Genomic DNA, 20,286 nt, shown 5'->3' on the forward strand with positions numbered 1-20,286 from the left:
TTGGTCAAGACCGTGCGGATGCGCACGGTCCGACTCCATCGGGAAAGGGCCACACATGCTGCGTCGCACATCGAGTGTCATCCTTGGCGCCTCGTTCCTCCTCGCCTCTGCGCTCGGCACCGGAACTGCGCTGGCCGGTACGACAAGGACCGCGTCCTGCGGAGGTTCCTTCACGATATTCAGCAACGAGGGGATGGCGTCCATCCAGTACTGCGATGGAGGTACCTCGGTCATCGGCACGGTGTACGACACCGCCGCCGACGGAAGGTGTCCTCGTGTTGAGGCCAAGCAGTCGAACGGATCGTGGCGGACCTCGGACTGGGCCGGTCCCAAGGGCGACACCAGCCCGGTGAACCTCTACGCGTCCCCCGGCCTCTACTTCGTCGACGTCAAAATGGGTTACATCAGCTGCTGATCATCAACACCCGTTGAGGTCATCCCCCCGGCCCCCGCCTTCGAAGTGAGCTGCCCGACTCCTCTTACAGGTTCACCTGCCCCGCCCGAACAGCCGCTCCGGGCGGGGCACTGGCATCCGACTCCGCCTTGCGGACGGCCTCCTCTGCGACATGCACCGCCTCGTCAATGTCCGCTTGGGAGAAGCCCGGAGTCCTGCGCTACGCGATCGACCGGGGAACGTACGGCAGCAGGTCCGGCGGACCAGGACGGTCAAGGACCAGCAGCGGGGGACGCGCACCGCCGCTGCTGACCGTCCGGTTCCCCCGTCGGTGGGCCGGGCTACCCTCGTCCGACGACGAAGAGCCGGGCAAGGGGCGCAGCGGTGGGACTGGACGAGCGTGGGGAGGCCGGCGGCTGGCCGGTCGGTCTGACGGACGGGGCGAGCCGGGCACTGCTGGCGAGTGGCGAACTGTCCTGGTGCTACGCGTATCTGGATCTGCGGGCCACGTCGGACGGTCGCCCGGAGGCGGTCGGGGACCGGTTCGCGGGCCTCGACGTCGAGGGTGGCGAGGGGCTGTTCGTCCTGGGCGAGGCGTTGTACTCGTCGGGGCGCGAGGAGGTGCTCGTGCTGCTCGACGGGGCGAGCGGTGCGGTGTATCTGGCGTGTCCCGACGGGGACGGGATGCTCCGGCGTGACCTGCTGGCCAGCAGCCCGCGCGCCCTGATTGCGCTGATGGTCGTGGTGGAGTCCATGACGCTGTGCGCGGCGGGCGACTACGAGCGGGCCGCGGGCGACGAGGGGGCGCCGTACGGGCCCTCGACCGTCGACGCTGCCGTGCGGCTCGGCCTGCGGGAGCTGCGCGAGGCCGACCCGGAGCTGTGGGAGCGCACCGGTGGAAGGCCCGCGCACTGGGAGAGCGCGCTGTTGGTCCGTGCGCTGGCCTGGGGTGCGGAGCCCGGGGAGGCGGGCGACACGGAGTTCGTGATCGGTCCCGAGCTGGTCGAGGACCTCGCCGAGCTGACCGGTGACGGCACGGTTCGGCGGTTCGGGCCGGACGAGCTTCCCGAACGCCTCGTCCACGGTCCGACACGACGCCTGCTCACCGACGTCGGCCTGCCGGTCTCCGGGCGCTGCGCCCTGGCGGTGACCTCCGACGGGCCGCTGACGACCATGGCGGAGCCCCACCCCGACGACTTCGCGCCTGCCGACGACGAGGGGTCGGGCGGTCGCCGCCACCAGGGCGCCCACGTGGCGCTCGGCCGATGGATGTACGACCTCGATGTCGCACTCGACGGCGCCACCGGGCAGATCGAACTGTCCGACCGATTCGACGACGACCGGCCCGCGCCCTACCTCCACCGTGATCTCGGCACCCTGCTCCATGTGCTGTGGACGTACGAGCGGCTGCGTGCGGAGCGCCGCCGCTGGAGCCGTCCGGTCGCTTCGTCGCCGTGGGCGGTCTTCCGCCCGCAAGAGTTCCTCGACGGCGTCGCCGAGGGCGTCCTGCGCGCCCTCGATCCGCATGCCTGGGAAACCGAGGAGCACTTCTGGCCGATGCGCGCCGACGACTGCCACATGGGCGAACTGCTGGAGTAGGCCGCAGCAGTGTCACGCTCCGACGCGGCGGCCCTGCCCCCGGCCTCCGTGGTGACCGCTTCACGGAACCTCAGGCCCTTGCAGGTGTGCTTGTGCTCGTCCTCGGCGGCCGGATCGGTGAACGCCAGGGTTGTCACGTTCAATCTCCAAGGCGTAATCCGATGTTCCGGTTTGACGAAGGTTCAGGACCTCCGAAGAGAACCTGCTGCACGAGGGCACCCACCAGTCGATCAGCTTCCACGTCCTCCAGCACCGGGTCTTCGACGACGGGCACTCCTCCACGACCTCTCCGAGGATCGAGATCAGGTGGCGGGCCGGCCCGGGCGAGGCCCGCAACCAGTACTGGGAGATCGACCGCGCCTTCCACGCGACCTGCGTCTCCAACCAGCTGCTCCGGTTCCGTCAGAGCGAACTGCGCCGCGACGACCTCACGCCCGACGAGCGCGCCGGCTTCCGCAGCGCCTACGACCAGGGACTGCCGGCCGTGCGCTACCTCATGCGCGAACTCGAACTCCTCACCGCCTACTTCACCCCCCACGGACGGGACCTGCTGGCCGACCTGCGCCGGCAGACCGACGACCTGTAGGGCCACGCGGCGCAGCCCGTGCGACCAGGACGAGCCAATCCCTCCCACGCCGGACGAATGAGCCGGGAACAAAACCTCGCCACTCTGCTTATTGACATATCTAGTGCAATTCGTGCGACCCGAAAAGATTCAACGGGATACCGTCTTTCCGCAGGCCCGTACGGGTGAACTCCGCACGGATCTCAAAGGCGAGAGGAGTCGATGAATCTAGGATGACCGAGCAAAGGCGGACTCAGGGAGCCATCCCGTCTTTGCATAAAGTTCGTACAAGATCTTCTCTCTGAAAATCCCACGGCGGAAATATGAGTGATGTGACGGAGTACGAGCTGAAGCTCGACTGGGTTCGGATCGACAACGTCAGCGAGGGTTCGGACGACCCCGTGGGTGAGATCTACGGGAAGATCGCACTGGACGACCTGACCCTGTGGCGTCCCACTGTCGAGAACATGTTCGGTGGGACTCACTCCACCTACCTGGGGATGCGGGCCGGCGAGTTCTTCAAATTTCCCGAAAACAGGTCCACGCGACGACACTTCGACGACGCGGCGCCGCAGCAGTCTGCCGCCTTCCGCTTGACGATCGACCTGCAGGAGCGGGACGACATGAACGCGGACGACAGGATCGCCGATGTCGATGAGGAGATCCGCCCCGACCCGAGCGAATTCAACGGAGAGGAGAGCGTGACCAGGGAGAAGACCTACGAGTCGGACGGCAAGATCACCTACCGCTACACGCTCACGCGACTCGGCTAGCAACCGGTAGCGGCTCGCCACGACCGCGCACCGGCTTCCCGTGGGAGCCCGAGGAGCCGGTCGCTCCGCCGCCCGGTAGTCGTGGCGACCGCTTCACGGTCACCGGCCCGGGACTCCGACCTGCCGGCGGAACCACGAGTCGAGAGCCGCGTAGTCACTGTCGGTCAGACCTACGCGGGGGTCGACCCGATGGAGCAGGGCGGGCCCCGGGTGGTGGGCGGCGACCCAGACCCGATCGGTGTCGGTGACCTCGTCGTCGACCCAGGCGAACGGGCACCCTGCGGCCCGTTCGACCAGGGCGCGGGTCTTCCAGTGCAGTCCGCGCCGCTCGTCCTGCTCGTCGGTGTCGGACGGCTCCGGCCAGCTGACCACGGCGAGCCGGGGAAGGCCGATGCGGGGCGCGATGCACTCGTTGGCAGCGTCCATCCAGGTCGTCGCCCACACAAGGTCACAGGGCAGTGCCAGCAGACGGGGGCCATGGGCGGGATCGATCCTGCTCAGGAGCGGATTCGCGTCATCACCGAGTGCGTGGGCACCCGTCGCGAAACTCGGATATCGATCGGGCGCCGCGCCGAACGGGATGAGAGGTCCGTCGACGTCGAGGAACAGCAGCGGCCGCTGCACGGAGCCGGTCATGGAGGCACGATAGCGACCGCCACCGGCAACCACCCACCCGTGGCGCTCACCAGGACCTGCCACACCGGACCCTCCGGCCAGGGGCGTTCGCCGCGTCAGGCGGCCAGGCCCAGGCCGAGGGTGACGGCGACGGGGGCGAGGTAGAGGAGCGGGAAGGGCACGGTCTTGTAGGAGCGCGCCCGCAGGCAGGTGACCACCGCGCCGAGGAAGTAGAGGATCAGGCCGACCGCCGCCGCGACGCCGAGGGCCGGGACCACGAGACCCACCAACAGACCCGCCGCACCGGCGAGCTTCGCCAGCGCCAGCGGCCCCCACCACGAGCGCGGCACCCCGTACTCGACCAGCGGCTGGGTGACGAACTCCGCCCGGCGGGCCAGCGAGACCCCGGAGAACCCGACCCACAGGGCACTGACAACGGCGAGGACGACGTAGGCGACGGACATGACGGGAACCCCGGTTTCGTGTGGGAGGAGCAGCGGCGGAACCGCTGCGCTTGCTCGAACACTCCACTGACCCGCCGGCCGCACCGGATGTGACAGCAGCACCGGAAATCTTTTCGCCGGGCCACCGACTCCGGCTCGGACCGCCGATCCCCCAGGGACGCCGGGCGCCCGGTCACCGGTGTGTGGTCGTCACGGTGACCGGGCTCTGAGCGTGGTGGGCGGGTCCGGACGGCGGCGAGGGGGGATCTCCGCCGGCCGGACCTCTCACTCGCCCACCGCACCCTCTTCTCACCCCGATCTGCCGAAGCAAACCACCTCCCGACCGGGTCGGTCCACGGCGACGGACCTTCGGAGGGGTCAGCGGCCCTCCGGGCTGGCGGGGTGCCCACCGGCGGCCGCGGTGGTCCACGCGGCGTCGATCATCCGGAAGATCTCCTCCAGTGCCGCGTCCGGGTCGGCCGCCTCCCGGGCCAGTGTGAAGGCGTCGATCGCGAATCGCGCGATCGTCCGGCAAGCCGTGGTGCTGTGCTGCGACCCCACCTCCGCGGCGATGGCCGCGGCCACGGATTCGGCGTGACGCAGCCTCATCGCCTCCTCGTACTGCCGCAGGGCGGGCGAGGTGTCGATCATGTGCCAGAGCGGCGCGGCGCCGTCGGCGGTGCAGTGGTGCACCAGGGCCCGGATCTCGCGGTGCAGCGCGGGGACGAGTGCCTCGTGCGGCGACCGGTCGGTGACCGCTTGGACGAGGCGCTGCTCGAAGTCCTGGTCCTGCTCGAAGACCAAGGCCTCCTTCGAGGCGAAGTGGGCGAAGACGGTGGTGACGGCGACGTCGGCCTCGGCCGCCACGTCGCGGATCCCCACCGCGTCGTAGCCGCGTTCGAAGAACAGCCGCAGGGCGGTCTCGGCGATCTTCTGGCGGGTGGCGGCCTTCTTGCGTTCGCGGCGCCCGGTCGACCCGGTCCTCTCGGTCATCCGCGCACGCTATCAGGTTCAAAGCCCTCACAACTACAAAACACTAACGGTTAGTGTTATGGTCGTCCGTATGAAGAAGGTGATCTTCGCCGAGTTCGGCGAACCCGACGTCCTGCACCTCCTCGACACCGACGAGCCCCGCCCTGGGCCCGGCCAGGTCCGGATAGCCGTCCGCGCCGCGGGCGTGAACCCCGTCGACTGGCGGATCCGCGAAGGCCAGGTCCTCGGCGCCCACCCCACCCGACTGCCCTCCGGACTGGGCCTGGACGCCGCCGGGGTCGTCGACGCGATCGGCGAGGGCGTCCGTGGGACACAGGTCGGGGACCACGTCTTCGGCGAAGGCCTCGACACCTACGCCGAGTTCGCCGTACTGACGGCCTGGACCGCGATGCCCGAGGGCCTCACCTTCGAGGAGGCCGCCGGCTACCCCTCGGTGGTCGAGACCGCGCTGCGGATCCTGGGTGAAGTGGGCGTCCGCCCGGGCCAGACCCTGCTGGTCAGCGGCGCGGCCGGCGGCGTCGGCTCGGCCGTCCTGCAGATCGCCCGCGAGCGCGGCATCCGCGTCGTCGGCACGGCCGGCGCCCACAACCAGGACTACCTGCGGAGCCTGGGCGCCCTCGCCACGACCTACGGCGAGGGCTGGCCCGACCGGGTGCGCGGGCTCGGTCGCGTCGACGCCGCCCTCGACCTGGCCGGCTCGGGCGTGATCCCCGAACTCGTCGAACTCACCGGCGACGCACGGAAGGTGGTCTCCATCGCCGATCTCGGCGCACCCGATCACGGCGTCCGGTTCTCGGGCACGGCCGGGAGCGTGCCGGAGGCACTCGCCACGGCCGTGGACCTCATCTCACGAGGAAGGCTCCACATCCCCGTCGAGAAGTCGTACCCGCTCGCCGAAGCCGCGGCGGCCCACATCGACAGCCGCGCCGGCCACACCCGCGGGCGCCGGGTCCTCGTCGTCCGGTGAGCCACTCGGGTCGGCACGGGAGCCGCACCCCCGCACACGCTCACCAGACGCCTGATGCCCCGACGCCCGCGACGGAATTTCACATCACCCGGATATACGACCGATCCGGCGATCGGACGGACATCAGAATTCCGGGCGACGCTTTCGGTCCGACGTCCGTCACAGGATCTCGATGGACTTCACCTGCGGCGGGTGGTTCGGGAAGGTGATGTCGGTCCACCGGTTGATCCTCACCGAGTCGCCGTTGGCGTCGTAGTAGATGAGATCGTTGTTCCCGGTGGAGATCCGGTCGACCCACCAGTTGCCGAAGTCGGTCCGACCGGCGTTGGCGTAGCAGTCCACGCTCTGGCTGCCACCGCTGTGGGACCAGATCTTCAGGAAGTCCTCACCTCCCCTGCACTCGATGTGGTTGATGGCGAACGCGTTGTTCGGCACCGCCACGGTGAACGCGGCCGCCGCGGCGAACGTGGCGGCCGCGACGCTCATGAACTTCTTCGTCCTCGAGATCACGAATTCTCCTCGCACGAATCGAATACCGGATCGAAAATGCACGAGGCGCTCGGCAGTGATTGCATCGTGCTCGATCAGCATCCCGTCAGAATTGACCGCGGTCAATTGATTCTCCGGCGAGCCGACTCCGTATCGGCCAGGTCCCCCCGCGGCTCGTCGTGCCGGACGGGTCAGGAGTTGTGCGTGGGACCCGTGAGCGTGCCCGCCGGACGAGGGGCCCAGGCCCTCGGGCAGGGACCGACCGTACCCCGCATCACTGTCCCTGCCTGGGAAAACGTCCACGTCGGCCCGCCGGAGCGCGCGCACCGGCGTGCCGCTGTGCGGAGGACGAGTGGAACGCGCCACGCCGCGCCCGCTCAACAGGCGTACAGCGGGCGCGCGATCTACCCTGCACCACCTCAGCGGCGCGTTCGCGCCCCTCGGCGCCGGAACGCCGACAGCGGCCCGCCGGGGAGGGCGGGCCGCTGCGTGTGGTGGTGCGACGGTGCGGTGGTGCGGTGGTGCTACTGGAGGCCGGTGTGGATCGCGTTCACCAGCTCGCCGTTGGCGGTGTCACCGCTGAACTCCCAGAAGAAGGCGCCGCGCAGGTTCTGTCCCTTGGCCCACGCCATCTTGGCGGTGATGGTCGCCGGGGTGTCGTAGCTCCACCAGTTGGTCCCGCAGTGCGCGTAGGCGGTGCCGGCGACCGTGCCGGTGGCGGGGCAGGTGTTCTTGAGGACCTTGTAGTCCTCGATGCCGGTCTCGTAGGTGCCGGCCGCCGCGCCGGTGGCGGTACCGCCCGGGGCGGACTGGGTCACGCCGGTCCAGCCGCGGCCGTAGAAGCCGATGCCCAGCAGCAGCTTGGAGGCGGGCACGCCGATCGACCGGTACTTGGCGATGGCCTCGGCCGAGGTGAAGCCGGCCTTCGGGATGCCGTCGTAGGCGGTGAGCGGGGAGTGCGGGGCCGTCGGGCCCTTGGCCGCCCAGGCGCCGAAGAAGTCGTACGTCATGACGTTGAACCAGTCGAGGTACGGCGCACCGGCCGCGTAGTCGGCCTTGTCGATGTTGCCGCCCTGCGAGGCGTCGGCGGAGACCGCCACCGTCACCAGGTCGTTGCCGAACTCGGTGCGCATCGCCTGGACCATCTTCTTGAACGAGTCGGCGCCGCTGGTGTCACAGGTCAGGCCGCAGGCGTTCGGGTACTCCCAGTCGAGGTCGATGCCGTCGAAGACGTCGGCCCAGCGCGGGTCCTCGACCAGGTCGTGGCAGGACTTCGCGAACGCGGCCGGGTTCTGCACGGCCTGGCCGAAGCCGCCGGACCAGGTCCAGCCGCCGAAGGACCAGATCACCTTGATGTGCGGGTAGAGGCGCTTGAGTTCGCGCAGCTGGTTGAAGCTGCCGCGCAGCGGCTGGTCCCAGGTGTCCGCGACACCGTCGACGGACTGGTCGGCGGTGTAGGCGCGCTCGTAGTCGGCGTAGGCGTCGCCGATGGTGCACTTGCCGTTCTGGACGTTGCCGAAGGCGTAGTTGATGTGGGTGATCTTCGCGGCGGAGCCGGAGGTCACCAGGTTCTTCACGTGGTAGTTGCGGCCGTAGACGCCCCAGTTGGTGAAGTAGCCGAGCTTGACCTTGTCGCCGGTGACGACGTCGCCGCCGGTGGTGCGCACGGTGCCGGGCGCGCTGGCGGGGCCGGTCAGGTCGGCGGTGTCGCGGGCGACGACGGTGTAGGTGTAGCTCGTGCCCGCGGTGAGGTTGCTGTCGCTGTAGCTGAGGCCGGTCACCGTGGCGACCTTGGTGCCGTTGCGCAGGACGTCGTAGTTCTTGACGCCGGTGTCGTCGGTGGCGGCCGTCCACGACACCTTCAGCGAGGTGTCGGTGATGTCGGAGCCGACCGGGGTGCCGGGCGCGGAGGGCGCCTTGTTGCCGGGCAGGTCGGTGCCGTCGCAGGAGGCGCCGTTGAGCTTGCAGCCGCTGGGGGCGCCGGGGCCCGCGCCGTTGAAGCCGAAGGTCACGGAGGCACCGGGGGCGAGGGTGCCGTTCCAGCCCTTGTCCTTGGCGGTCCAGTGGTTGCCGGTGCTGGTGACGGTGGCGTCCCAGGCGGAGGCGACGCTGGTGCCGGCGGGGAAGTCCCACTCGATCGTCCAGGACGAGAGCGTGGTGGTGCCGGTGTTCTTCACCGTCCACTTGCCGTCGAACCCGGAGCCCCAGTCGGAGCCCTTGGCGAAGGTGGCGGTGGCCCCGGCGGCGGCCTGGGCGGGGGTGGACAGGCCGACGACGGCGACCAGCGGCAGGGCGAGCGCGGTCAGGCCGGCTGCGGCGGCTCTCAACCTCTGTGTGGGCAGGGCGAAGCGAGTCAGCAAGAGGGGGCTCCTCGACGTGGGGGCGGACAGGGGTGGGGAGTCCGTGACCGCACACTGCGCGACGTCCGCCGCAGGGTGCTTCGGCGAGACTAGAAAGGTCCAGACCAACCAGTCAAGAGGTTCAGACCACTTTTCCTTTACCTTCCCTTTGCCGACGCGGGGTGCGCCGGACCGGCACCCCGATGACGTGCCCGGATCCCGATCGACCGTCAGTTCCACCGCCGACGACCACATGTCGGACATGGCCGGGACCGCTGAGGGCAGCACGGCAAGGGCGGCGCGGCGGGGCGAGCACAGCGGGGACGGCACGGCAAGAGCGAGCGCGCTCAGTCACCCTGTCGGGTGACGCATCACCGGTTCCGACCCCGTCCCCGGACCCGGCCCGCACAGTGGGAGTCCCGGCCGCACCCGAACGGCGCAGCCGGGGCCGAGGCCCGCCGTTCGAGGCAGGGCCGCCGCGAGAGAGGGAGCACCATGGCCCAGGAGGCCCACCGGCGCGCCGCGCTGGTCTTCACCCTGTTCGACGCCAACGGCAACGGGGTGCTCGACGCCGAGGACTTCGACCTGATGACCGAGCGCATCCTGGCGGTCGCCGACGACTCCCCCGAGCCCGACCGCCACGCCCTGGCCGACAGTCTGCGCCGCTACTGGGAAGTGCTGCTCGGGGAGTTGGACGCCAACGGCGACGGGGTGATCAGCCCGGAGGAGTTCCAGGGTTTCGTGCTGAACCCCGAACGCTTCGGCGCCACCGCCTCGGACTTCGCCGACGCCCTGGCCGCGCTCGGCGACCCCGACGGCGACGGGCTGATCGAACGGCCCCGGTTCCTCGCGCTGATGACCTCGATCGGCTTCGAGAGGCCCAACACCGTCGCGCTGTTCGACGCCTTCGGCCCCGACGCCGGCGACCGCATCACCGTCACCACCTGGGCCGACGGCATCCGCGACTACTACTCCCCCGAGAAGACCGGCATCCCGGGCGACCACCTCCTCCCGACCTCCGCCTGACCCGACACTCGCCCGACCTCACCAACGCCCCCGCGCACGCCAACCCGGAAGGACCCCGCATGACCGCACCCCTCATAGCCCTCGCCGTCGGCCGCGGCACCGGACCCGAACTCGCCCCCGTCTTCGAACGGGCGCTGGAGCGGATCACCGCCCTGCACGGTACGCGGGCCGAGGTGGTGCGGTCACCGCGGCTCTACCACTCCTACGTCTCGCTGCGCGAACAGGCCCGCGACACACCGCAGTTCGAGCGGCTCACCACCGAGGACGCGGCCCACTACGAGCAGTTCTGCCGGGACCAGGCCGCCCGCGGCGTGCGGGCGGTGTTCCGTACCGCGATCAACGCCCAGTCCCTGTACCTGGTGCGTCAGCGGCTGGCCGCCGTCAAGGTCGAACCGCTCACGGCCGGCCCGGCCCGATTACTGCTGGTCCGCGACCAGGCGCAGGGCTTCTACACCGGCGAGAACCGGCACACCCCCGGCACCGTGGTGCGCACGATGGAGTTCAGCCGCGCCGTCACGGTGCGGATCCTGGAGTACGCCGTGCGCCGCGCCCGCGCGCTCTGGCCGCAGGGCCCCTCCCGCGTCCTGATGGCCTACAAGTACCACCTGCTGGACGGGGCGCTGGACGCGTGGACCGAGGGTCTGGCCGAGCAACTCGGTGTGGCCGTGGAGCTGTTCCAGCCCGACACGGTCAACCGCAACCTGATCACGCACGGCCCCGAGGACCGCACCGTGCTGGTCGCCGGGAACGAGTGGGCGGACATCATGCACGTGGTGCTGCTCGACCGGTACGGGGCGCAGCGGCAGGAGGACCGGTGCACCGAGAACGTCCATCTGGCGCCGGAGCTCGATGAACTGACGGAGTATCAGACGGTGCACGGCTCGGCCGACGACCTGGCCGGGCGCGGTGTGGTCAACCCGGTCGCCACGCTGCGGGCCGCCGCGCGGATCGCCGAGCGCCACGTCCGCTGCCCCGGTGCCGAGGCGGCCCTCGAAGCCGCGCTCACCGCCGTCCGCGGTCGCGGCGTCCGCACGCCCGACCTCGGCGGGCAGGCCGGGACCACCGAGGTGGTGGACGCCGTCCTCGCCGAGTTGGCCGAGAGGGCGGCGGGGGCCGGCCCGGGTGCCGCCGGCGAAATCAGGGCGAGTGCTGCGGAAGCCGGGGCGGGTGCCCGGTGACCGGCACGGCCCGCTCCGCGCTGCTCGTCGTCGACCTGCAGAACGACTTCTGCGCCGGTCCCCTCGCCGCCGCCCGCTTCCCCGGCGACCCGGAGCGGCTGGCGCGCGTCGCCGCGAACAGTGTCCGCGCCGTCGAGCTGGCCCGGGCGGCGGGCCTCGACGTCCTGTTCGTGCGCTTCCTCGGCGACCCCGTCCACCAAGGGCCCGCCTGGCGCCGCCGGGACGCACTGCTCGGCAAGCGCCCCAAGTGCCTGGAGGGCAGTTGGGGCGCCGAGTTCCACGGCGTCCGGCCCCGCCCGGGTGAAGAGGTGTTCACCAAGCGCGCCGTCTTCGACGCGTTCCTGGACGAGCGCCTCGAACCGTACCTGCGCAGGCGCGGGATCGAGCACCTCGTCCTGGCCGGCCTGTTCGCCGACGTCTGTGTCGACTCCACCGCCCGCACCGCGTTCCAGCGCGGCTTCCACCTCACCGTCCTGCGCGACTGCACCGCGGCACTGCACCTGGCCGACGCGGACATCCTGCGCTTCATGGCCCGGGTGTACGGGGCCCGCGTCACCGACCTCGCCGACGGTCCCTTCGTGCCACCGTCCCCGCCCGGCCTGCCTGCCTCCTCCGAGCCGGTGGCGCACCGGTGACCGCCGTCGGCACGCGCGGCGTCGGTGCGGGCGTGGGCCGCACCGCCCTGCTGGTCGCCCACGCCCGCGCCCTGGAGGCCCGACGCCCCGACCCCCTCGCCGTCGACCCGTACGCCGAGCACTTCGTGCGCGCCGCTCCCGGCTGCGCCGACTGGCCCCGAGACCCGGCGGAGGTCGCCCCGGACGACCCGGTGTGGGAGCGTCTGGCGGCCTACTTCGCGCTGCGCACCCGCGTCCTGGACGCCCACCTGCTCGACGCCGCCCGGGCCGGCACCCGACAGGTCGTCCTGCTGGGCGCCGGGCTCGACTCCCGCGCCCACCGCCTGCCCTGGCCCCCCGGCACCACCGTCTGGGAACTCGACCGCCCCGAGGTCCTGGCCTTCAAGCAGCACGTCCTGGACGGCCTGTCCGCCGCGCCGCGGGCCGAACGCCGCACCGTGGCCGTCGACCTCACCACCGACTGGAGCGGGGCCCTGCGCCGGAACGGCCTCGACCCCGCCCGGCCCACCGCGTGGCTCGCCGAAGGGCTGTTCCTCTACCTGCCCGCCGAGGCCGAACTGCGCGTCGCGGCCGCCCTCGACCTGCTCAGCGCCCCCGGCAGCACCCTCGCGTACGAGATCAAGCGCACCGCCGAGTCCGCCGCCGTCCGCGCCCACCCCGTCTACACCACCGCCCGCGACCGGCTCGGGATCGACCTCCTCGCCCTGTTCTCCCCCGACCCCCGCCCCCGCACCGACGCCCTCCTCAGCACCCTCGGCTGGCACACCACCACCCGCACCCCGTTCGACCACCCCACCCCCCGCCTGCCCCGCCACACCCCGCACGACCCCTTCGCCGCGAACCGCTGGATCACCTGCCGCAAGACGACGCCCCCGGACGACCGGAGCGGACCCGGGTAGCGGCCGCGCGGGAAGGTGGCCCGGTCGACCCGGCGCGCACGCCGCGGCGCGGTGAGGCGCGCACGAACCGAGCGCCGCACCCCCTCACGTCCCGTACACGCCTACAGACCGGCCCCCGGATTCGGGACATTGGCCCGGGGGGCGGAGGCGAGCGACGACGGAGGGCGGATGTTCGCGGCCGGAGACGGTGGCCCGGGGCTGGAGCGGCGGGCCCGGGCGGCGCTGTCGGCGGCGGTCGCCCGGGCCGTGGCGTCCCAACGGCCCGACGGATCCTGGTCGGTGCCCGCCGGGCCGCGCATCCTGGAGACCGCCGTGGCGGTCCTCGCCCTGCGGCAGGCCGAAGGACCGGGGTCGGTACCGGCGGAAGCCCTGCGGTGGCTGGCCGAGCGGGCCGAGGTCCAGCAGCACCATCCGGCGGTCGCGGCGGCGGACCGCTGGCTGCTCGCGCTCGCCCTGCGGCCGTCCCGGCCCCCGCCGATGACCGAACCACCGCCGGAAGACGCGGCGTTGGCGCGCCGGCACATTCTCCTGCGCACCGTCGCCGTCGCGACCCGCGCGCCCGGCGCCGACCCCGGGCACCTGCTGGAGACAGCGGTCGGCGCCCTCGGACCGGACCGGGGCGCGGGGCTCAAGGGCTGGCAGCGCACCGTGCTGCTGGCCGCCGAACTGCTCGCCCACCACGCGCTCGACCGGCCGGTTCCGCCGCGCGTGCGACGGGCCCTGGAAGCCGAGCAGGCGGGTGACGGTTCCTTCCACACGATGGCGTTGACCACCGCCGTCGCCTGCCTGGCCCTCGCGTGCACGACCCCGGGCCACCCGGCCGTGCGGGCGGCGGCCGGGCAGCTCCGCCGCTCCCGGGATCCCCGGGCCGGCTGGGGGCTCGGCACCTTCGACGTGTGGGACACCGCACTGATGGTCCGCTGCCTGCGCGGCCGCCCCGAGTTCGACGCCCGCGCGCTGCCTGCGGCCCTGTCCTTCCTGGAGCAGACGCAGGGTCCGGACGGCGGCTGGGGCAGCACCTCACCCCTGGTCGCCGGCCAGGGGCTGGCCTCGGACAACGACACCACCGGCGCGGTGCTGCTTGCCCTGGCCCACTCCGCGCAGGGCTCCCGGGTGTGGCCGGCGGCCCGCGCGTACGCCGCGGCGCGGCAGCGGCCGGACGGGCTCTGGACGACCTGGCAGTCCTCCGACGACACTCCGGCGCAGGACGTCGTCGCCCACCTCGCCGCAGGTGTGGACGCCCACCGTCGCAGGGGGGACGGGAGCCCCGACACCGCCCCTGCCCGACGCTGGCTGGTCGAGCGCCACCGGGCGGACGGCCGCTGGCAGGCCGACTGGTACGGCTACCCCGCCTACCCGGCGGCCGAGATCGCGCCGCTGCTCGGCCGGGAGTCCCCGGAGCTCGCCCGCGAGGCCGCGCGGCTGGCCACCGCCCAACGCCCGGACGGTGCCTGGCCGCGCCTGGAGGGCGAGGACTCGGCCAGCCCGGCGGCGACCGCGCTCGCCGTCACCGCGCTGCTGCACAGCCTCCGGCCGGTCCCGCCGGAGGCGCTCCTCCGGGCGCTGCGGTTCCTGGTGGAGAGCCGGCGTGACGACGGCGGCTGGACCGAGCCCGGTCCGGCCATGTCCGGGCCTCGGCCGTTCCTCTCCGACGTCCCGGCCCAGAACCACGCTCTCACCTGCCGCGGGCTCGCGGCCCTCGTCGCCGCCGTGGGCCCGGCCGACCCCGTCGCCCCTCTCTGAGGAGGTACCGCCGATGACGCGTCCGCCGCCGATCCCACCGTTCTGGTGCCCGCTCCCGCCCGCGCTGCACCCCGGGCACCGGCTCGCCCAGGAGCACCAGGTCGCCTGGATGACGGCCGCCGCGGTGCCCCCCGAAACCGATCGGCGGGCCGCGCTGGCCCGCCATCGGATCGGCGAACTGGCCGCCCGCTTCGCACCGCGCGCCACGGTGCCGGGCCTCCTCGTCCTCACCGACCTGCTCACCCTCACCTTCGTGCTCGACGACCTGTACGACACCCCGGGCTCGGACCCCGGACTGGCCGACCGCACCGCCGTCCTGCGCGCCGCCGCGCACACCCTCGCCCCCAGCCCCGATCCGGTCGGCCGCGCCGTCCAGCGGATGCTGTCCTCCCACGCCACGCTGGCCTCCCCACGCCTGAGCGGCCACCTGGCCCGAGCGATCGACGAGAGCCTCGCCGCCAACCTGGACGAACACCTCTCCCGCAGCCGGCTCGTCCCCGACCTGGACGCGTACCTGCGCCACCGCCGGGCCACCACGTGGTTCGTGCCCATCGCCGACGTGCTCGCCGTGGCGGACGGCCCCGAACCCGCGCCGGCCGAACTCGACCGCCCGGCCGTCCGGGCGCTCATCGACATGACCAACCTGGTCACCGGCTGGGACAACGACCTCTACGGGTACGCCCGCGACCACGCCGCGGCCACGCTCGACCACGTCAACCTGCCCGACGTCCTCGCCCGGTCGCTCGGCTGCGGGCCCGCCGAGGCCGTCCGGCTGGGACTCGGGCTGCGCGACGAAGTCCTCGCCCGGTTCCTGCGGCTGAGCGCCCGTACGGCGTCCACCGCCGGGCCCGCCCTGCGGGCACTGATCGCCAACCTCGCCGCCAGCATCAGGGGCCAGCTCGACTGGACGGCCGGCACCGACCGCTTCCGCACCCCCGGCGCCCCCACCGGCCGACCGCAGCCACCCACCGACCACCGCCCCGCACCGCCGGACCGCCTGCCACCGATCGCCGGAAGCCTCTGGTGGTGGCCCCTCACCGACGAGTGACCCGGTCGGGGAGGCGTGTCAGGTCAGCGGTCGACCTGGACCCGTTGATCCTACTGAGCGCTCCGTAGCTGCCGTCCTCGCAGACCGGCTGCGTCTGGACGGCCCCTGGCGTGCCCTGGCGGCCTCGGGGCCGGGCGGGCCGGATTCTTCCGGCCCGCCCGGCCCCGAGAGGTGTTCAGGCGGACAGTCCGGGGAGCAGCGGCGCGGCCGGGGGCAGGGCCCCGGGCAGGGGGACGGGTTCGGTGGTGGGTTCGTTCAGCGGGTGCGGTGCCGTCCGCGGTTCGGCGGCGTGGGTGGTGGTGTCCTCGTCCGACGGAGCGGAACGGTCGAGGTGGTCGGGCCGGTCGGACGGTGCGGGCTCGGTGGTGCGGGTGGCTTCGGCGCGCACCATGGCGCCGATGGCGGAGAAGACGTCGAAGGGCATGGTGGATCTCCTGCGGTAGGGCGTGGAAAAGGGGGTCGCAGGAAGCCGGGCCGGGCCTTGCACGGCCGTGGTGGGTGGTGCGTGGGCCCGAGGGGTTGCCCGGCGGGCCCTTTCAGCAGCGCAGGACGACGCCTCGTGCGCCCGCGGCCTCGGCCCCGGTCCGTCCGGAGTACGCGGGCCACGGTGACAGTGGCCGGGCAGGGTCGTGCACGGCGTACGCCTCGCCGGGTGGCAACGGCGGCTGACCGCACCCCGTCGGGCAGGCCGGGCCCGCGCGGTGGGCGCCGGCGTGGAGCGGGACGGTCCCGTGCGTGCGGCGGCGCTCGGCGGGTTCGGGGCACTCGTCGGTCACCGGGGCGACCAGCGGCAGCGGTTCCGCTCCCCCGGCGGGAGCCTCCTGGACGGCGGCGCAGAGTTGCGTCCCGGCCGCCCACGGCCGGGCCTCGGCCGCGTCCGCCCCGCCCAGCAGGACCAGCGCGGCGCCGAGCAGCGCCGTCACGGCGCACCTGACCACGGAGTGCCAGTGCCGAGGCGCACACCGCATTCGACGAACCTTCCCGAGGAGTGGGCCCCAGCCAACCGCCCCGGCCGCTCCTGAAGCACGTCCGGCTCACCCGGTAGTGACAGGAATTCACTCGTGCGGACGCACCGACGGCACCCGAACGGGCCGGAACACAGATCAGGAGCAGACGTCCGGAGCGTGGTACGCGCGGGGGCCGGGTACTACCCTTCTACAGGTTCCAGCTGTGATGGGGGGCATCGCACATGCGCCTGCTGTTCAGGTCAACAGCACTGGTCTGCAACGGCGTTGCGGTCGCGCTGACCCTCTGGGCGGTCCTCGGGGACGCCGCCGGGGCCGAGCGTGCGAGCGCCGCGCCCGGGCCGGATCCGGCCGGGCCCGCCCGGGGCGAGGGCACCGGGGTGACCGGCTGATGGCGGGTTCACGCTTCCGCCGGCGCGGGCAGCAGGACCCGGCCGAACCCGAGCGCCCCGCCGAGCACGTGGAGGTGCGCGGCGGCGGTGTCGGCGCCGGGGCCGACGTCGCCGGCAACGCCATCGGATCGCGCAACACCGTGACGAACAACTTCAACTACTACCGGTCGGCGGAACCCGACCCCCGGTCCGGCGCCCCGGCAGCGGCGGGTGGGGCCCCGTCGGCGCCCACCGCTCCCGACGAGCGCCGCTACCAGGTGTTCGTCAGCTCGACCAGCCTCGACCTGCGGCAGCACCGCGAGGCCGTCATCGACGAGCTCGTCAAGGAGGGCTACATCCCCTCCGGCATGGAACTGTTCGACGCACGCGCGGAAGGCGCCTGGGAGGTCGTCGAGCGGGTGATCGACGACTGCGACTACCTCGTCCTCATCATCGGGGCCCGGTACGGGGACCTCGACGGAGGGAACACCGGCTTCACCGAACGGGAATACGACTACGCCCGCTCGGTCGGCAAACCCGTCCTGGTGTTCGTCCACTCCGATCCCGCCGAACTGCGCACGGAGAGCTGGCAGCCGACGCCGGAGGACACCGAGCGGCTCGCCGTCTTCCGGGAGAAGGTGCGCGGCGAGCGGCTCTGGAAGCCCTGGCGCACCGTCGCCGACCTCCGCAGCGATGTGACCAGGTCGCTGCGGCTGGCCGTCAGGCACAATCCCCAGCCCGGCTGGGTCAGGGGCAACTCGACCGCCCACACCTTCTCCAGCGAATGGCAGCACCTGGTGGCGCCGGGGACGCAGATCGGTGTGGCCCGGATCAGCGTGGACGGCCAGGCCGGCAACGCCATGAGCGAGAACCTCGGGAAGGCCTCGTCGATCGGCATCATGTCCACCAGCGGAAAGCGGCTGATCGAGATCCAGACGCCCTATCTGACGAAGGCGCTCGCGGCCGGCGCCCGGCTCCGCGTCCTGGTACCGGTCACCGACGGCCAGTTCCTCGCCGACGTCGACGAGTCCGAGTCGCTGTGGGACGAGCGCTCGCCGATCGCGGCCGAGGTCCGCGAGGTCGAGGCCCGGCTGCGGGCCATCGCCCGCGAGGCCCGGGCGCGCAGCACGGCGGCCGGATCGGCCGCCGGTTCGGCCGAAATCGGGTTCTTCACCACGCACTTGCGGTCCACGATGATTCTGTGCGACCGCACCTGGGGATGGATCACGCTGACCCTGCCACCGGCGAGGGCACCGGAGACCCCGTCCCTGGAACTGCGCGGGACCCAGGAGTTCGGTCTGATCGACGCCTGCTGGAAGCACTTCGAACGGACCTGGGCCATCGTCGAGGGGCGCGGAGAAGTGAAGACGATCACGTGAGGCGGTCTGCGATGGACGAACGGGACACGGCCCCCCTCCTCTCCCCCGCCGCGGCCGAGCGGTGGCGCGACCGCCTGCGCGCGGCCCGGGCCTTCATGCGGACGCGCGACCACCTGCCGGGCGTGCTGATCGAGGTGGCGGCCCAGCACCCGCTGGTCGACGGCGCCACGCCCGGCGAGGAGTTCACGGCGCGGCTGCGGCGCGGCCACGAGCTCTTCCAGGAGTACCTGAAGGCCGGACGCCCGGTGGAGATCTACGTGCCGGGCAGTCGGCACCGCCACCTCGGGGTGGAGGACAGGAACAGCCTCAGCCGGGCCGGCGGGGAGTTCCTGGAGAAGCTCGGGGTACCGCCCACGGCCGTCCACGGCGACGACCTGAACGAGCGGTACAAGGGCGACGCCGGTGTCTACGGTTCGGCGGACGAGTGCTTCGTCGCCGCCTCGTACTTCAAGGACGGCGGCTTCGGCACCCTCGTCTCGGTCTGCTCACCGGCCCAGATGATGCGCAAGACCCTGCACTACCTGCAGTTCGGGGTCCATCCGCTGAACCACACGGCCCCGACACCGGAGGGCCACCACGACTTCCTGTACGAGCTCCTGGTCGCGGTGCCCGACGTCCTGGGCACCGACGACACCCTCCAGTCCGCGGACTCCGACGCGGCCGAACGCCTGCGCGCCGACCGCCGGCCGGCGGAAGGCTGACGTCCTGCGAAACGACCGGTCGACGCAGGCTCGGGCTCCACAGCGGCAGTTGCTTGTCCGCTGCCGTCGGAATGTCACCGGGTGGTCCGAGAACACCCGTGCGGCGTGCCTGCCTGGATTCGCCGCCGTGGCGATCGATGAGGTGGAATGGGTCCGATCCGACCATGGACCCGACGAGCGGAGCGTGAGGCCTGGGTGGGGACACTGCTCAAAGGCGTAAGTCGGGTGCGCTGGCACGAGTTGCAGCATGCCTACGGGTCCGCGGCAGGGATTCCCGGTGTGCTGTCGCGGATCGCGTGGGGCGACGCCCGGGTCGGCCGGAACGCCCTGGACGATCTCGCTCTGTGGATCGGTGAGCTGGCGGTCTTCGACGCGACTGTCGCCGCGGTTCCCTTTCTGTGGGACCTCGCGGTCACGGAGACCGTCAAGTCCCGGGCCGGGGTGATCGGGTTGCTGCAGAAAGTCCTCGAACACGGCAACCCGCCGCAGCCGAAGGTGCAACTGCAGGCCCACCAGGCCGTACTGAGCCGCCGACCGACAGCCGCGCAGCTCACCCATGACCGTGACCCCGCGGTGAGGGCAGCGGCTAGGGACCTGGTTGCCGCGATCGACCGTCACCCGGGTGAGTCCTGCTGCCCCGTTCGGTCCGGCACCGTCTGAACGGAGCGCGGGCCGACGGGCCGCGGAGCCCCGGGCCGCCCTCACAGGGCCCGTAGGGCCAGAACCGACCAGCCCAGCACGGGCAGCACCCCGGCCGTCCAGCCCAGCACCAGCACACCCCGTCCCACCTCGGGACCCGGCCGTGCCACCCACCGCGCGACCAGCAGCACCGGAACGGTCGGCGCCGCCAGGAACACCCCGTCGAACACCCAGACCACCGAGCCGGCCGCGACAAGGGCAACGGCCGCAGCACACACCGTGCGGAGCGCGTCCCGCTCCCGGCACGCCAGCGCCGACCCGATCAGCAGAACGACGAGGGCCGACGGGCCCGGGAAGAGGACCGCCGACGGGAGACAGCCCAGGACGGCGAGTGCCACCAGGTGCTTCGCCCGCGTCGGTGCTCGGTCGATCGTCAGCACGGTATCCCCCATTCTGAATTTGAACGCGTTCAAAGATACCTCGGACATCGGCGCCCGCCCACCCCACCGAGCCGCTCGCCCCGCT

The 20,286-nt window shown here is 72.2% G+C and carries 22 protein-coding genes; 14 read left to right on the forward strand and 8 right to left on the reverse strand.

Going from position 1 to position 20,286, the window contains the following annotated elements; translation table 11 throughout:
• The first annotated feature begins 55 nt into the window (after nt 1–55).
• The 3 genes from ACW14Y_RS00990 to ACW14Y_RS01000 all read left to right on the forward strand — a co-directional run bounded on the left by ACW14Y_RS00990 (nt 56) and on the right by ACW14Y_RS01000 (nt 3,331).
• Nucleotides 56–415 carry a hypothetical protein gene (locus ACW14Y_RS00990; RefSeq protein WP_456985520.1) on the forward strand — a complete coding sequence of 120 codons (360 nt, stop codon included), beginning with the start codon at nt 56–58 and terminating at the stop codon, nt 413–415.
• Between the two features lie 363 nt (nt 416–778).
• Nucleotides 779–1,993, forward strand: a complete 1,215-nt coding sequence (locus ACW14Y_RS00995; RefSeq protein WP_456985521.1) for an SUKH-4 family immunity protein — start codon at nt 779–781, stop codon at nt 1,991–1,993.
• An 888-nt stretch (nt 1,994–2,881) separates the two neighbouring features.
• A complete protein-coding gene (locus ACW14Y_RS01000; RefSeq protein ID WP_380309402.1) occupies nt 2,882–3,331 on the forward strand; it encodes a hypothetical protein in 450 nt (149 codons plus the stop codon).
• A 99-nt stretch (nt 3,332–3,430) separates the two neighbouring features.
• On the opposite strand, the gene ACW14Y_RS01005 is transcribed toward ACW14Y_RS01000, so the two are convergent.
• The 3 genes from ACW14Y_RS01005 to ACW14Y_RS01015 all read right to left on the reverse strand — a co-directional run bounded on the left by ACW14Y_RS01005 (nt 3,431) and on the right by ACW14Y_RS01015 (nt 5,382).
• Nucleotides 3,431–3,967 (reverse strand): HAD domain-containing protein, encoded by a 537-nt coding sequence (locus tag ACW14Y_RS01005; RefSeq protein WP_456985522.1) that lies wholly within the window; start codon nt 3,965–3,967, stop codon nt 3,431–3,433.
• 95 nt (nt 3,968–4,062) lie between these two features.
• Nucleotides 4,063–4,410, reverse strand: coding sequence for a DoxX family protein (locus ACW14Y_RS01010; RefSeq protein WP_456985523.1), 348 nt, complete (start codon nt 4,408–4,410; stop codon nt 4,063–4,065).
• A 357-nt stretch (nt 4,411–4,767) separates the two neighbouring features.
• Nucleotides 4,768–5,382 carry a TetR/AcrR family transcriptional regulator gene (locus tag ACW14Y_RS01015; protein WP_456985524.1) on the reverse strand — a complete coding sequence of 205 codons (615 nt, stop codon included), beginning with the start codon at nt 5,380–5,382 and terminating at the stop codon, nt 4,768–4,770.
• A 70-nt stretch (nt 5,383–5,452) separates the two neighbouring features.
• Here ACW14Y_RS01015 and ACW14Y_RS01020 point away from each other — a divergent pair, with 70 nt between their 5' ends.
• Nucleotides 5,453–6,349 carry an NADP-dependent oxidoreductase gene (locus ACW14Y_RS01020; RefSeq protein WP_456985525.1) on the forward strand — a complete coding sequence of 299 codons (897 nt, stop codon included), beginning with the start codon at nt 5,453–5,455 and terminating at the stop codon, nt 6,347–6,349.
• 159 nt (nt 6,350–6,508) lie between these two features.
• Here the strand turns inward: ACW14Y_RS01020 and ACW14Y_RS01025 are convergent, their stop codons facing one another.
• Nucleotides 6,509–6,835, reverse strand: a complete 327-nt coding sequence (locus tag ACW14Y_RS01025) for a beta/gamma crystallin domain-containing protein (RefSeq protein WP_380443977.1) — start codon at nt 6,833–6,835, stop codon at nt 6,509–6,511.
• A 527-nt stretch (nt 6,836–7,362) separates the two neighbouring features.
• Nucleotides 7,363–9,198, reverse strand: coding sequence for a glycoside hydrolase family 18 chitinase (locus ACW14Y_RS01030; RefSeq protein WP_380309392.1), 1,836 nt, complete (start codon nt 9,196–9,198; stop codon nt 7,363–7,365).
• A gap of 474 nt (nt 9,199–9,672) precedes the next feature.
• Here ACW14Y_RS01030 and ACW14Y_RS01035 point away from each other — a divergent pair, with 474 nt between their 5' ends.
• From ACW14Y_RS01035 to ACW14Y_RS01060, 6 genes are all read left to right on the forward strand, one after another.
• Complete coding sequence (locus ACW14Y_RS01035; RefSeq protein ID WP_380309390.1) at nt 9,673–10,203, forward strand: EF-hand domain-containing protein; 531 nt, start codon at nt 9,673–9,675, stop codon at nt 10,201–10,203.
• A gap of 59 nt (nt 10,204–10,262) precedes the next feature.
• The gene (locus tag ACW14Y_RS01040) at nt 10,263–11,381 is read left to right on the forward strand and encodes an isocitrate/isopropylmalate family dehydrogenase (RefSeq protein ID WP_380309388.1); all 1,119 of its coding nucleotides are present in this window, start codon (nt 10,263–10,265) and stop codon (nt 11,379–11,381) included.
• Nucleotides 11,378–12,016, forward strand: coding sequence for a cysteine hydrolase family protein (locus ACW14Y_RS01045; protein WP_456985526.1), 639 nt, complete (start codon nt 11,378–11,380; stop codon nt 12,014–12,016). The genes ACW14Y_RS01040 and ACW14Y_RS01045 overlap by 4 nt, the downstream gene beginning before the upstream one ends.
• Entirely contained in the window at nt 12,013–12,915 is a 903-nt protein-coding gene (locus tag ACW14Y_RS01050; protein ID WP_456985527.1) for an SAM-dependent methyltransferase, read from the forward strand. Before ACW14Y_RS01045 ends, ACW14Y_RS01050 begins: the two co-directional genes overlap by 4 nt.
• A gap of 168 nt (nt 12,916–13,083) precedes the next feature.
• Complete coding sequence (locus ACW14Y_RS01055) at nt 13,084–14,658, forward strand: hypothetical protein (RefSeq protein WP_456985528.1); 1,575 nt, start codon at nt 13,084–13,086, stop codon at nt 14,656–14,658.
• A gap of 13 nt (nt 14,659–14,671) precedes the next feature.
• On the forward strand, nt 14,672–15,706 hold the full coding sequence (locus tag ACW14Y_RS01060; protein WP_456985529.1) for a terpene synthase family protein: 1,035 nt from the start codon (nt 14,672–14,674) through the stop codon (nt 15,704–15,706).
• 175 nt (nt 15,707–15,881) lie between these two features.
• On the opposite strand, the gene ACW14Y_RS01065 is transcribed toward ACW14Y_RS01060, so the two are convergent.
• Entirely contained in the window at nt 15,882–16,130 is a 249-nt protein-coding gene (locus ACW14Y_RS01065; protein ID WP_380311427.1) for a hypothetical protein, read from the reverse strand.
• A 112-nt stretch (nt 16,131–16,242) separates the two neighbouring features.
• Nucleotides 16,243–16,629 (reverse strand): hypothetical protein, encoded by a 387-nt coding sequence (locus ACW14Y_RS01070; protein WP_380442619.1) that lies wholly within the window; start codon nt 16,627–16,629, stop codon nt 16,243–16,245.
• A 266-nt stretch (nt 16,630–16,895) separates the two neighbouring features.
• Between ACW14Y_RS01070 and ACW14Y_RS01075 the strand changes: the two genes are divergently transcribed.
• From ACW14Y_RS01075 to ACW14Y_RS01090, 4 genes are all read left to right on the forward strand, one after another.
• Nucleotides 16,896–17,063 (forward strand): hypothetical protein, encoded by a 168-nt coding sequence (locus tag ACW14Y_RS01075; protein ID WP_456985530.1) that lies wholly within the window; start codon nt 16,896–16,898, stop codon nt 17,061–17,063.
• Entirely contained in the window at nt 17,063–18,421 is a 1,359-nt protein-coding gene (locus ACW14Y_RS01080; RefSeq protein WP_456985531.1) for a DUF4062 domain-containing protein, read from the forward strand. The genes ACW14Y_RS01075 and ACW14Y_RS01080 overlap by 1 nt, the downstream gene beginning before the upstream one ends.
• 11 nt (nt 18,422–18,432) lie before the next feature.
• Nucleotides 18,433–19,122, forward strand: a complete 690-nt coding sequence (locus ACW14Y_RS01085; protein ID WP_380311420.1) for a hypothetical protein — start codon at nt 18,433–18,435, stop codon at nt 19,120–19,122.
• A gap of 225 nt (nt 19,123–19,347) precedes the next feature.
• A complete protein-coding gene (locus ACW14Y_RS01090) occupies nt 19,348–19,782 on the forward strand; it encodes a hypothetical protein (RefSeq protein ID WP_456985532.1) in 435 nt (144 codons plus the stop codon).
• 41 nt (nt 19,783–19,823) lie between these two features.
• Here the strand turns inward: ACW14Y_RS01090 and ACW14Y_RS01095 are convergent, their stop codons facing one another.
• The gene (locus ACW14Y_RS01095; RefSeq protein ID WP_456985533.1) at nt 19,824–20,201 is read right to left on the reverse strand and encodes a hypothetical protein; all 378 of its coding nucleotides are present in this window, start codon (nt 20,199–20,201) and stop codon (nt 19,824–19,826) included.
• Nucleotides 20,202–20,286 lie beyond the last annotated feature (85 nt).

This window comes from Kitasatospora sp. cg17-2 (assembly GCF_054031055.1).